This window comes from Pseudomonas sp. MPFS (assembly GCF_022537035.1).
In the GTDB taxonomy this organism is placed as follows: Bacteria; Pseudomonadota; Gammaproteobacteria; order Pseudomonadales; family Pseudomonadaceae; genus Aquipseudomonas; species Aquipseudomonas sessilinigenes.
On sequence record NZ_CP066123.1, the window covers coordinates 1,221,421 to 1,233,124 of the forward strand.

The 11,704-nt window shown below is 61.5% G+C and carries 11 protein-coding genes and 1 pseudogene; 9 read left to right on the forward strand and 3 right to left on the reverse strand.

Annotated elements, in window-relative coordinates:
- Nucleotides 1-191: 191 nt before the first annotated feature.
- Together I9018_RS05485 and ccsA are read right to left on the reverse strand one after the other, a co-directional pair.
- Nucleotides 192-1,421, reverse strand: coding sequence for a transporter associated domain-containing protein (locus I9018_RS05485; protein WP_241108912.1), 1,230 nt, complete (start codon nt 1,419-1,421; stop codon nt 192-194).
- 9 nt (nt 1,422-1,430) lie between these two features.
- Nucleotides 1,431-2,234, reverse strand: coding sequence for a cytochrome c biogenesis protein CcsA (ccsA, locus tag I9018_RS05490; protein WP_176719774.1), 804 nt, complete (start codon nt 2,232-2,234; stop codon nt 1,431-1,433).
- A 217-nt stretch (nt 2,235-2,451) separates the two neighbouring features.
- Here ccsA and ffh point away from each other — a divergent pair, with 217 nt between their 5' ends.
- The 6 genes from ffh to I9018_RS05520 all read left to right on the forward strand — a co-directional run bounded on the left by ffh (nt 2,452) and on the right by I9018_RS05520 (nt 6,526).
- A complete protein-coding gene (gene ffh / locus I9018_RS05495; protein ID WP_068583582.1) occupies nt 2,452-3,828 on the forward strand; it encodes a signal recognition particle protein in 1,377 nt (458 codons plus the stop codon).
- Nucleotides 3,829-4,077: 249 nt separating this feature from the next.
- Nucleotides 4,078-4,329 carry a 30S ribosomal protein S16 gene (gene rpsP / locus I9018_RS05500; RefSeq protein ID WP_007927680.1) on the forward strand — a complete coding sequence of 84 codons (252 nt, stop codon included), beginning with the start codon at nt 4,078-4,080 and terminating at the stop codon, nt 4,327-4,329.
- Between the two features lie 4 nt (nt 4,330-4,333).
- Nucleotides 4,334-4,870 (forward strand): ribosome maturation factor RimM, encoded by a 537-nt coding sequence (rimM, locus tag I9018_RS05505; protein WP_068583586.1) that lies wholly within the window; start codon nt 4,334-4,336, stop codon nt 4,868-4,870.
- Nucleotides 4,871-4,872: 2 nt separating this feature from the next.
- Nucleotides 4,873-5,625 carry a tRNA (guanosine(37)-N1)-methyltransferase TrmD gene (gene trmD, locus I9018_RS05510; protein ID WP_068583589.1) on the forward strand — a complete coding sequence of 251 codons (753 nt, stop codon included), beginning with the start codon at nt 4,873-4,875 and terminating at the stop codon, nt 5,623-5,625.
- A gap of 45 nt (nt 5,626-5,670) precedes the next feature.
- A complete protein-coding gene (rplS, locus tag I9018_RS05515; RefSeq protein ID WP_009047143.1) occupies nt 5,671-6,021 on the forward strand; it encodes a 50S ribosomal protein L19 in 351 nt (116 codons plus the stop codon).
- A gap of 91 nt (nt 6,022-6,112) precedes the next feature.
- Nucleotides 6,113-6,526 (forward strand): acyl-CoA thioesterase, encoded by a 414-nt coding sequence (locus I9018_RS05520; protein ID WP_022642499.1) that lies wholly within the window; start codon nt 6,113-6,115, stop codon nt 6,524-6,526.
- Nucleotides 6,527-6,530: 4 nt separating this feature from the next.
- Here I9018_RS05520 and I9018_RS05525 read toward each other — a convergent pair.
- Nucleotides 6,531-8,334, reverse strand: a pseudogene (locus I9018_RS05525) (sodium:proton antiporter).
- Between the two features lie 106 nt (nt 8,335-8,440).
- Here I9018_RS05525 and xerD point away from each other — a divergent pair.
- The 3 genes from xerD (at nt 8,441) to I9018_RS05540 (ending at nt 11,653) form a co-directional block, all read left to right on the forward strand.
- Entirely contained in the window at nt 8,441-9,337 is an 897-nt protein-coding gene (gene xerD, locus I9018_RS05530; RefSeq protein ID WP_068583594.1) for a site-specific tyrosine recombinase XerD, read from the forward strand.
- 144 nt (nt 9,338-9,481) lie between these two features.
- Nucleotides 9,482-10,213, forward strand: coding sequence for a thioredoxin fold domain-containing protein (locus I9018_RS05535; protein ID WP_068583598.1), 732 nt, complete (start codon nt 9,482-9,484; stop codon nt 10,211-10,213).
- Between the two features lie 135 nt (nt 10,214-10,348).
- The gene (locus I9018_RS05540) at nt 10,349-11,653 is read left to right on the forward strand and encodes a homoserine dehydrogenase (RefSeq protein WP_241108913.1); all 1,305 of its coding nucleotides are present in this window, start codon (nt 10,349-10,351) and stop codon (nt 11,651-11,653) included.
- The last annotated feature ends 51 nt before the right edge of the window (nt 11,654-11,704 follow it).

Below are 11,704 nucleotides of genomic sequence, written 5' to 3' on the forward strand. Positions count from 1 at the left end.
GGAGCGACGTCGAACGGTATGCGGGTATGTGCAGGATCTCGCAGGGTGCGGGTAGCACGCGGGGCTGCGGGGCTTGGGTAAGCGTTGCGATTATAGAAAGGCTGCTAACGATCCAACAAGGACTTGTCGCGGGTGTTCCCGGCTGGATAGGCCTGCCCTGAAGGCGGGCTCGGTGGCGCTTGGTGCAGTGGTCAGCGGATGGAGGGAACGCTGCTGGTGTGCCAGATCAGTACCCGGCTGACACGGTTTTCCTCGGTCTCGAGGATTTCCAGGCGGTAGCGGCCGATCTTCAGGCACACGGCGCTGTCGGGAATGGTTTCCAGGGCTTCGGTGACCAGGCCGTTGAGGGTCTTGGGGCCATCGCTGGGCAGGTGCCAGCCCAGGCTCTTGTTCAGCTCACGGATCGAGGCGGCGCCCTCCACCACATAGCGGCCATCGGCCTGGGGGTGGATGTGCGGGTTGTCGAGGCTGTGCTCGCTTTCGAATTCGCCGACGATCTCTTCCAGGATGTCTTCCAGGGTCACGATGCCCTGCACTTCGCCGTATTCGTCCACCACCATGCCCAGGCGTCGCTGCTGCTTGTGGAAGTTGAGCAGCTGCAATTGCAGCGGGGTGCTTTCGGGAACGAAATAGGGTTCGTGGCAGGCCGCCAGCAGCGCTTCCTTGGTCAGGCTGGCGTCGGGCAGCAAGTGGCGGATCTGGCGGGTATTGAGCACCGCCTCGACCTGGTTGATATCGCTGTGGAACACCGGCAGGCGGGTACGCCGGTTCAGGCGTAGCTGGGCGATGATCTGCTCGATCGGCTCGTCCAGGTTGATGCCGTCGACTTCGCTGCGGGGCACCAGGATGTCGTTGACGGTGATGTTGTCCAGGGCGTGGATGCCGGGCAGTGCGTGCTGTTCCTGGGGAGCCGGCTCGTCGTCCAGCAGGGCGGGGGCGTCATCGCTGTGCTTGACCACACTGGCCTTGCTGGCGAAGGGACGCAGCAGCAGTTGGCCCATGGCGTCGAGCAGCCAGGCCAGGGGGTAGACGAACTTCATGGGGATGGCGAGCAGGCCGTTGCCGAAGCTCAGGGTGCCCTCCGGATAGCGCACGGCCACGGCTCGCGGCAGGTACTCGGCCAATACCAGCAGGCCGCAGGTGCTGGCCAGGCAGGCTAGCCACGGGCCGTTCTCTGTCCAGTAAAACAGGGCCAGCAAGGTACTGATGATGACCGCCAGCACCCGGCACAGGGTGTTGCACAGGATCAGGCTTTCCTTGGGGAAGGCCAGTCGGGCTGCTGCTTTGTCACCCGAGCGCGAGCTGCTGCGCAGGGCCAGCAGGTGCAGCTGGGCGGCATCGATGGCGGTGAACAGTCCCGACCAGACGATCAGCAGGGCGATTACCGCGAGCATCGGGCCGGTGGGCAGGGAGTCGGTCATGGCCGGTGGTCAGATATGCAGGATGTATTCGCGGACCAGCTTGCTGCCGAAGTACGCCAGCATCAGCAGGCAGAAGCCGGCCAGGGTCCAGCGGATCGCCTTGTGCCCGCGCCAGCCCAGGCGGGTGCGACCCCAGAGCAATACGCTGAACACCACCCAGGCCAGGCAGGCAAGCAAGGTCTTGTGGACCAGGTGCTGGGCGAACAGGTTTTCGACGAACAGCCAGCCGGATATCAGTGATAGCGACAGCAGGGTCCACCCGGCCCAGAGGAAACCGAACAGCAGGCTCTCCATGGTCTGCAGGGGAGGGAAATTCTTGATCAGCCCGGAAGGGTGCTTGTTCTTCAGTTGATGGTCCTGGACCAGCAGGAGCAAGGCCTGGAACACCGCGATGGTGAACATGCCGTAGGCCAGAATCGAGAGCAGGATATGGGCCAGGATGCCCGGTTCTTCGTCGATCACCGGTACTGTGCCGGTCGGTACGAACTGCGCCAGCAGGGCTGTCAGGGCGCCCAGGGGGAACAGCAGTACCAGCAGGTTCTCCACGGGAATCCGCCAGCAGGCCAGCAAGGTCAGGGCAATGACGGCCGCGGCGATCAGGCTGGCGGCGCTGAAGAAGTCCAGGCCCAGGCCGACCGGGGTCAGCAAGTGGGTCAGCAGGCTGACGCCATGGGCCACCAGGGCCAGGACGCCAAGCGTAACCAGCAGGCGCTTGTTCGCCTTGGCGCCTGTGGCCAGGCGGGAGCCTTGATAGAGGGTCGCAGCGGCATAAAGGATGGCGGCGGCGAGGGTGGGTAGCAAGCTGGGTGACAAGGGGAGCATAAATCCTGTTAGGCAAGCCCGAAAGTCGTTGAGTTTGGCATAGAACCCAGAGCCCTGAAAGACCACGCGAGCAGACGGCGAGGTGTGCGCCACGCACAGTCTTCGCTATAATCCGCGACCTGCCCACGCCGCGGGCTCATCGAGCACCTGTTTATCACGCTCTGGGCCGCCATTACCCCGGTCTACCCTGGGCCTGAAAGGATCGAGCATGTTTGAAAACCTAACCGAACGTCTCTCGCAGACGCTGCGCCATGTCACCGGCAAGGCCAAGCTGACCGAGGACAACATCAAAGACACCCTGCGCGAAGTGCGCATGGCGTTGCTCGAGGCCGACGTCGCCCTGCCGGTGGTCAAGGATTTCGTCAACTCGGTGAAGGAGCGTGCGGTCGGCACTGAAGTGTCGCGCAGCCTGACCCCGGGCCAGGCCTTCGTGAAGATCGTCCAGGCCGAGCTGGAAAGCCTGATGGGCGCAGCCAACGAAGACCTGAACCTCAGCGCGGTGCCTCCAGCGGTGGTGCTGATGGCCGGTCTGCAGGGTGCGGGTAAGACCACGACTGCCGGCAAGCTGGCGCGCTTCCTTAAAGAGCGCAAGAAAAAGAGCGTGATGGTGGTGTCCGCGGACATCTACCGTCCAGCGGCGATCAAGCAGCTGGAAACCCTGGCCAACGATATCGGCGTGACCTTCTTCCCGTCGGACCTGAGTCAGAAGCCGGTCGCTATCGCTGAAGCAGCTATAAAGGAAGCCAAGCTCAAGTTCATCGACGTGGTGATCGTCGATACCGCCGGTCGCCTGCACGTCGACAGCGAGATGATGGACGAGATCCAGGCGCTGCACGCGGCCATCAAGCCGGTGGAAACCCTGTTCGTGGTCGACGCGATGACCGGCCAGGACGCGGCCAATACCGCCAAGGCCTTTGGCGATGCGCTGCCGCTGACCGGCGTGATCCTGACCAAGGTCGACGGTGATGCCCGGGGCGGTGCCGCACTGTCGGTGCGGGCCATTACTGGCAAGCCGATCAAGTTCATCGGCATGGGCGAGAAGACCGAGGCCCTGGATCCTTTCCACCCTGAGCGTGTCGCCTCGCGGATCCTGGGCATGGGCGACGTGCTCAGCCTGATCGAGCAGGCCGAGCAGACCCTCGATAAGGAAAAGGCCGACAAGCTGGCCAAGAAGCTGAAGAAGGGCAAGGGCTTCGACCTCGAGGACTTCCGCGACCAGCTGCAACAGATGAAGAACATGGGCGGTCTGGGTGGCCTGATGGACAAGCTGCCGAATATCGGTGGGGTCAACCTGTCCCAGATGGGTAACGCCCAGAACGCTGCGGAAAAGCAGTTCAAGCAGATGGAAGCCATCATCAATTCCATGACTCCGGCCGAGCGTCGCGATCCCGAGATGATCAGCGGTTCGCGCAAGCGCCGGATCGCCATGGGCTCCGGCACCCAGGTGCAGGACATCGGCCGCTTGATCAAGCAGCACAAGCAGATGCAGAAGATGATGAAGAAGTTCTCCGCCAAGGGCGGGATGGCCAAGATGATGCGCGGCATGGGCGGTATGTTGCCCGGCGGCGGTATGCCGAAGATCTGAGAATCCGCGCCGGCCATCATGCCGGCGCTCTTTTCCACGGGGACGTGGAAGCGGGCAGGCCTCCGATAGAAGCCTGTCCTTCCTGCTGCCGCTTGCGGCAGCTCCATGGCGAATCTGGATGGCAGCCGACGGGCGCCGGAAAAAGTCATTTGCAAAAGTCCGGATATTCCTTAGAATATGCGGCCTTTCGGGCACCCATGCCCGCTGTGCATTTAGATTTGCAGCACCGACTACAGGAACGATGTTCACATGCTAACAATCCGTCTTGCCCTTGGCGGCTCCAAAAAGCGCCCGTTTTACCACCTGACTGTGACCGACAGCCGTAACCCACGCGACGGTTCGCACAAAGAACAAGTTGGCTTCTTCAACCCGATCGCTCGTGGTCAAGAAGTTCGCCTGTCCGTGAACCAAGAGCGCGTAGCCTACTGGCTGAGCGTTGGTGCACAGCCATCTGAGCGTGTTGCTCAGCTGCTGAAGGAATCGGCTAAGGCTGCAGCCTGAACCTATGAACGCGACGCCAGCCCCTGCTGATGATTTGATCGTTGTCGGCAAAATTTATTCTGTTCATGGCGTTCGCGGCGAAGTGAAGGTCTTTTCCTTTACTGATCCGATTAAAAACCTGTTGCAGTACAAGGCCTGGACGCTCAAGCGCGAAGGCAGTGTGAAGCAGGTTGAGCTGGTCAGCGGACGAGGGAACGATAAGTTCCTGGTCGCAAAGCTCAAGGGTCTTGATGATCGCGAAGAAGCTCGTCTTCTGGCCGGTTACGAGATCTGCGTGCCGCGCAACCAATTCCCCGAACTGACCGACGGCGAGTACTACTGGTACCAGCTGCAAGGTCTCAAGGTCATCGACACCCTCGGGCAATTGCTCGGGCAGATCGATCACCTGCTGGAGACCGGCTCGAACGATGTAATGGTGGTCAAGCCTTGCGCTGGCAGCCTGGATGATCGCGAACGCCTGTTGCCCTATACCGAGCAATGCGTGTTGGCTGTCGACTTGGCCGCGGGCGAGATGAAGGTGGATTGGGACGCGGATTTCTAAGCGTGGCTAACTTGCGCGTAGAAGTGATCAGTCTGTTTCCCGAGATGTTTTCCGCCATCAGCGAATACGGCATAACCAGCCGCGCGGTGAAACAAGGGCTGTTGCAGCTCACCTGTTGGAATCCGCGAGACTACACCACGGATCGACATCACACTGTGGACGATCGCCCATTTGGCGGTGGACCGGGCATGGTGATGAAGATCAAGCCCCTGGAGGATGCACTGGTTCAGGCCAGGAGCGCAGCCGGGGAGGGCGCGAAGGTGATTTACCTGTCGCCCCAAGGCCGTCAACTGAATCAGTCGGCGGTACGCGAGTTGGCGAATGAGGATGCATTGATCCTGATTGCTGGTCGTTATGAAGGCATCGACGAACGCTTTATAGAAGCCCATGTCGATGAAGAGTGGTCGATTGGTGACTATGTACTGTCTGGGGGCGAGCTTCCGGCAATGGTCCTGATCGATGCGGTTACACGGCTGCTGCCCGGAGCTTTAGGGCATGTGGACTCCGCGGAGGAAGACTCCTTCACGGATGGTCTGCTGGATTGCCCGCACTACACCCGACCTGAGGTGTATGCGGATCAGCGTGTTCCCGACGTGTTGCTAAGTGGCAATCATGCACATATCCGGCGTTGGCGTTTGCAGCAGTCCCTTGGTAGGACCTACGAACGACGCGCTGATCTTCTGGAAAGACGCTCGCTTTCTGGAGAAGAGAAGAAGCTGCTCGAGGAATATCTCCGCGAGCGGGACGATAGTTAACAACGTATCGATGGTAGATCTGATGATTTACCTTAGGAGCACAGCATGACCAACAAAATCATCCTTGCACTCGAAGCAGAGCAGATGACCAAAGAGATCCCAGCCTTTGCCCCGGGCGACACCATTGTCGTTCAGGTGAAAGTGAAGGAAGGTGATCGTTCCCGTCTGCAGGCGTTCGAAGGCGTAGTTATCGCCAAGCGCAACCGCGGTGTGAACAGCGCGTTCACCGTACGTAAAATCTCCAACGGCGTTGGCGTAGAGCGTACTTTCCAGACCTACAGCCCGCAGATCGACAGCATGGCTGTCAAGCGTCGCGGTGACGTGCGTAAAGCCAAGCTGTACTACCTGCGCGACCTGTCGGGTAAAGCAGCTCGCATCAAGGAAAAACTGGCCTGAGTCCAGCTTCCGATGCAGAAAAAAGCAGCCTACGGGCTGCTTTTTTGTTGCCCGTCATTTATATCTCCCCAGTGTTTCAGGCAGTAGATCCATGTCCCCTCGCGAGCAAGAAATCCAGCGCCGTACCGAGCTGTCGGTCACCCGCGTGACCAAGGCGGTATTCCCCTCCACCACCAACCATCACAACACCCTGTTCGGCGGCACTGCCCTGGCCTGGATGGATGAGGTTTCGTTTATCGCCGCCACGCGTTTTTGCCGGCTACCGCTGGTAACGGTGTCCACCGACCGCATCGACTTCAATCATCCGATCGCTGCGGGCTCCATCGTCGAGTTGGTTGGGCGGGTGGTGAAGGTGGGCAATACCAGCCTCAAGGTCGAGGTCGAGGTGTTCGTCGAGAGCATGAGTTGCGATGGTCGCGAGAAGGCCATCCATGGCCTGTTCAGCTTTGTTGCCATCGACGATGACAAGCGCCCGGTTCCAGTGCTGCCGGGCTTCGCGGCGTAGATCGCTACTGGTTGTCCGGCTGGATCAGCGCGAGCAAGGTCCAGCCTGGTGCTGGCTTGAGGCTGCTTTCGGGTGTCAGTACATGGACCCAGCCCCCGGTATCGCGGGCAAACAGCAAGGTGGCGCGGTCGCCATGCAGCGCTTGGTAGTCCTCCCAGCCGAAGGCTTCCGTCAGGTGGGTGCTATAGAGCTCCGCGCCCTGGCCCAGCAAGCTGGCCAGCTTGGTGTAGGTCAGGGCTTCGCTCCCCAGCAATTGGCCGCGATGTTCATGACTGGCGCGGTGCTTGTCGGAGCGCCGGCTTTCCTGGCTATTGGCCAGGGCATGCAGGCGTTGATGGCCGAAATCATGGCGAAAGCGCATGGCGGCCAGGGTGTTCAGCTCCCCTGATGGCGAGAGCGCCAGTAGATGCCCAAGCCCTACCAGGTCCAGATGGGCATCGGCGTGTTGCGAGGCCGGGTTGCCGAAGTAGGTGGGCAGCCCCTCCATGCGTGCCGCGCGGATATTTTCCCAGCTGGAATCCGTGAGCAGTACCCGGCTGCCCAGTTGTTGCAGGGCCTTGGCGATGATTCGTGCCGGGCCATTGGCTCCGACGATCAGGAAGCCACTGGGGGCTGGTTCGGCCACTTTCAACAGGCGTGCCAGGGGGGCGTGCGGTTGCGCTTTGCAGAACCACGGTGCCAATGATCACGGCGAAGGTCAGGGGCACCAGCAGCAGGGCGCCTTGATGCCCGGCCTCATCCAGGCGAATGGCGAAGATTGCCGAGACCGCCGCCGCGACAATGCCCCTTGGGGCGATCCAGGCCAGCAGGGCTCGTTCGCGCCAGTTCAGGTTCGAGCCGGCGGTGGAGAGCATCACGTTCAATGGTCGGGCGATGAACTGGATCACCAGCAACAGGATCAGCACCAGCGGGCCCAGGGCGATCAGTGCCTTGAGGTCCAGGCGGGCCGCCAGCAGGATGAACAGTCCGGAAATCAGCAGCACGCTGAGGTTTTCCTTGAAGTGCAGGATATGCCGGACGTCCACGCCCTTCATGTTGGCCAGCCACATGCCCATCAAGGTTACCGCCAGCAGTCCTGATTCATGCATGACCCGGTTGGAGGCGATGAAAATCCCTAGCACACCCGCCAGGGTCGCCAGGTTGTGCAGGTACTCGGGCAGCCACTGGCGGCGCATGATCTGGCCCAGGACCCAGCCGCCAGCGATACCGAACAGGCTGCCGCACAGGATCACCCCGCCGAAGGTCATCAAGCTGTGGCTCAGGCCTGCGCCCTCGGCACTGGCGATGATGAAGCTATAGACCACCACCGCCAGCAGGGCGCCGATGGGGTCGATGACGATGCCTTCCCAGCGCAGGATATTGGCCACGGAGGCCTTGGGGCGTACGACCCGCAGCATGGGGACGATCACCGTCGGCCCGGTAACCAGGGTCAGGGTGCCGAACAGCAGCGCCAGCATCCAGTCGAAACCCAGTAGCCAGTGGGTGGCCAGGGTAATGACCGCCCAGGTAGACAGTGCGCCTATAGTGACCAGGCGGTGCACTACGCTACCGATCTCGCGCCACTCGGAGAGGTGCAGGGTCAGGCTGCCCTCGAACAGGATCAGTGCCACCGCCAGGGAAACCAGAGGCATCAGCAGCGGGCCGAACATCTCCTGGGGATCGAGCCAGCCCAGCACAGGTCCGGCAAGAATGCCGCTGAGCAACAGGAACAGGATGGCTGGCAACTTCAGTCGCCAGGCCAGCCATTGGCAGCCCAGTGCGGCAGCACCAATGCCGCCAAAGGCCAGCAGAATCTGTTGTTCGTTCATTGATGCACCCTGTTCCTTGAAATGGCTGGCTATGAAAGACTAGCGACCCTCCACGCAGTTCACTATTTTTTTGCGCAGCCTTCCAAGCTGTGCTTTTCGAGTCTTTATGCCGGCCATCGACCATCCCCTTATCGACCGTTTTCTCGACGCCTTGTGGCTGGAGAAGGGCCTTGCTGAAAACACCCGGGATGCCTATCGCAGTGACCTGGCGCTGTTCAACGGCTGGTTGCAGGAGCAGGGGGTGGAGTTGCCGCGCGCCGGTCGCGAACTGATCCTCGATCACCTGGCCTGGCGCGTCGAGCAGGCCTACAAGCCGCGTTCCACCGCCCGCTTCCTCTCTGGGGTACGCGGTTTCTATCGCTACCTGCTGCGCGAGAAACTGATCGACGTCGACCCGACCCTGCAGGTGGATATGCCGCAGCTGGGGCGCCCGCTGCCCAAGTCGCTGTCGGAAGCGGATGTCGAGGCCTTGCTGGCAGCGCCCGACCTGGGCGAAGCCATCGGCCAGCGCGATCGGGCCATGCTGGAAGTGCTCTACGCCTGTGGCCTGCGGGTTACCGAGCTGGTCAGCCTGACCCTGGAACAGGTCAATCTGCGCCAGGGCGTGCTGCGGGTCATGGGCAAGGGCAGCAAGGAGCGCCTGGTGCCCATGGGCGAGGAAGCCATTACCTGGGTCGAGCGTTATCTGCGCGGGGCTCGTTCCGAGCTGCTGGGTGGGCGTCCCAGCGACGTGCTGTTTCCCAGCCTGCGGGGCGAGCAGATGACCCGGCAGACCTTCTGGCACCGGATCAAGCACCAGGCCAAGGTCGCCGGCATCGGCAAGACCCTGTCGCCGCACACCTTGCGTCATGCCTTTGCCACCCATCTGCTCAATCATGGCGCAGACCTGCGGGTGGTGCAGATGCTACTGGGCCATAGTGACCTGTCCACGACCCAGATCTATACCCATGTGGCCCGTGCACGCCTGCAGGACTTGCACGCCAAGCACCATCCACGGGGCTGATCGGGGCTTGCTTGCTTTGCATCGCCCGTAGTCGGTGCAGGCAAACAGATGTGGTAGGCTTTGCCGGTTCGCCAAACGGGCGCTGGCGAGTCGTTGCTGCAGCGACCGCTCCCATTGCCCATTTGTCCGCCTTCAGGAGTTCCCATGCGCTTGACCCAGATTTTTGCCGCCGCTTCCCTGGCGTTGCTCAGCACTTTCGCCATGGCCGATGACAGTGCCGAGAAAGCCATTCGCAAGAGCCTCGAGACCCTGCAGCTCGAGGTCCCGGTGGAGAGCATCACCGCCAGTCCTCTTTCCGGGCTGTATGAAGTCAAGCTCAAGGGCAGCCGGGTACTGTACGCCAGCGCCGACGGCCAGTTCGTGGTCCAGGGCTATCTGTTCCAGCTCAAGGACGGCAAGCCGGTCAACCTCACGGAAAAAACCGAGCGCCTGGGTATTTCCAAGTTGATCAATGGCATTCCAGTCGCTGAAACTGTGGTCTATCCGGCCGTTGGCGAGACCAAGACCCATATCACCGTATTCACCGACACCACCTGCCCGTACTGCCACAAGCTGCACGCCGAGATCCCGGCGTTGAACAAGCTGGGCGTCGAGGTGCGCTATGTCGCATTCCCGCGTCAGGGCCTGGGCTCGCCGGGCGACGAGCAGTTGCAGGCAGTATGGTGTTCGGCGGACAAGAAAGCCGCCATGGACAAGATGGTCGATGGCAAGGAAATCAAGGCCGCCAAGTGCGCCAACCCGGTTTCCAAGCAATTCGCCCTGGGCCAGTCGATCGGTGTCAATGGCACGCCAGCCATCGTCCTGGCCGACGGTCAGGTAATTCCGGGCTATCAGCCTGCACCGCAGATCGCCAAACTGGCACTGGGTGCGAAATAATCCTGCATCGTCACGCTAGCCTTTGACGATCATGGCCCGTCGGTTGCAGCCGGCGGGTCATTAATAGAGAGCCGCGCTGTTTGCGGCTGATTTCCACGGCCGGCCTAGAGTCGGCCGTTTTATGGGGAGTTCAGAGTGAATCCGGTCAAAGTAGGCATCTGTGGGCTGGGTACTGTCGGTGGCGGTACCCTAAACGTACTTCAGCGCAACGCCGAGGAGATTGCCCGTCGTGCCGGGCGTGGAATCGAAGTAGCGCAGATTGCTACCCGTACGCCAAAGCCTCAGTTCCAGACGACCGGTATTGCGATTACCAACGATGTCTTCGCCGTGGCCAGCAACCCTGAGATCGATATCGTCATCGAGCTGGTGGGTGGCTACACCGTGGCTCGCGAGCTGGTGCTCAAGGCCATCGAGAACGGCAAGCATGTGGTCACCGCGAACAAGGCGCTGATCGCCGTGCACGGTAACGAAATCTTCGCCAAGGCCCAGGAGAAGGGCGTGATCGTCGCCTTCGAAGCCGCGGTGGCCGGTGGCATCCCGGTGATCAAGGCGATCCGCGAAGGCCTCTCGGCCAACCGCATCAACTGGCTGGCGGGAATCATCAACGGCACCGGCAACTTCATCCTTTCGGAGATGCGCGAAAAGGGCCGGACCTTCGAAGACGTGCTGGCCGAGGCCCAGGCCCTGGGTTATGCCGAGGCCGACCCGACCTTCGACGTGGAAGGTATCGACGCTGCCCACAAGCTGACGATCCTGGCCTCCATTGCCTTTGGTATCCCGTTGCAGTTCGACAAGGCCTACACCGAAGGCATCACCAAGCTGACCACGGCCGATGTGAACTACGCCGAGGCCCTGGGTTATCGCATCAAGCACCTGGGCGTGGCTCGTCGTACCGAATCCGGCATCGAGTTGCGGGTGCATCCGACCCTGATCCCTGCCGATCGCCTGATCGCCAACGTCAACGGCGTGATGAACGCGGTCATGGTCAATGGCGATGCCGCCGGTTCGACCCTGTTCTATGGTGCGGGCGCCGGCATGGAGCCCACCGCTTCCTCGGTGGTGGCCGACCTGGTGGACGTGGTCCGCGCCATGACCAGCGATCCGGAGAACCGCGTGCCGCACCTGGCCTTCCAGCCTGATTCGCTGTCCGATCATCCGATCCTGCCGATCGAGGCCAGCGAGAGCGCCTATTACCTGCGTATCCAGGCCAAGGATCATCCGGGCGTGCTGGCCCAGGTGGCGAGTATTCTTTCCGTACGCGGCATCAACATCGAGTCGATCATGCAGAAGGAAGTGGAAGAGCAGGATGGCCTGGTGCCGATGATCCTGCTGACCCACCGGGTCCTGGAGCGCCACATCAGCGATGCGATCACCGCGCTGGAGGCCCTGCAGGGCGTCGTCGGCCCAGTGGTGCGTATCCGCGTCGAACATCTCAATTAATGCAGCGGCAAGCTGCAGGTAGCCAGCGGCCAGTCAGAAGCGGATCTGCTT

Excerpts from the sequence above, each read along its gene's own strand:
- ffh (WP_068583582.1), top strand. The coding sequence starts at position 2,452 with ATGTTTGAAAACCTAACCGAACGTCTCTCGCAGACGCTGCGCCATGTC.
- I9018_RS05485 (WP_241108912.1), bottom strand. The coding sequence starts at position 1,421 with ATGACCGACTCCCTGCCCACCGGCCCGATGCTCGCGGTAATCGCCCTG.
- rplS (WP_009047143.1), top strand. The coding sequence starts at position 5,671 with ATGACCAACAAAATCATCCTTGCACTCGAAGCAGAGCAGATGACCAAA.
- rimM (WP_068583586.1), top strand. The coding sequence starts at position 4,334 with ATGAACGCGACGCCAGCCCCTGCTGATGATTTGATCGTTGTCGGCAAA.
- I9018_RS05520 (WP_022642499.1), top strand. The coding sequence starts at position 6,113 with ATGTCCCCTCGCGAGCAAGAAATCCAGCGCCGTACCGAGCTGTCGGTC.
- xerD (WP_068583594.1), top strand. The coding sequence starts at position 8,441 with ATGCCGGCCATCGACCATCCCCTTATCGACCGTTTTCTCGACGCCTTG.
- rpsP (WP_007927680.1), top strand. The coding sequence starts at position 4,078 with ATGCTAACAATCCGTCTTGCCCTTGGCGGCTCCAAAAAGCGCCCGTTT.
- I9018_RS05535 (WP_068583598.1), top strand. The coding sequence starts at position 9,482 with ATGCGCTTGACCCAGATTTTTGCCGCCGCTTCCCTGGCGTTGCTCAGC.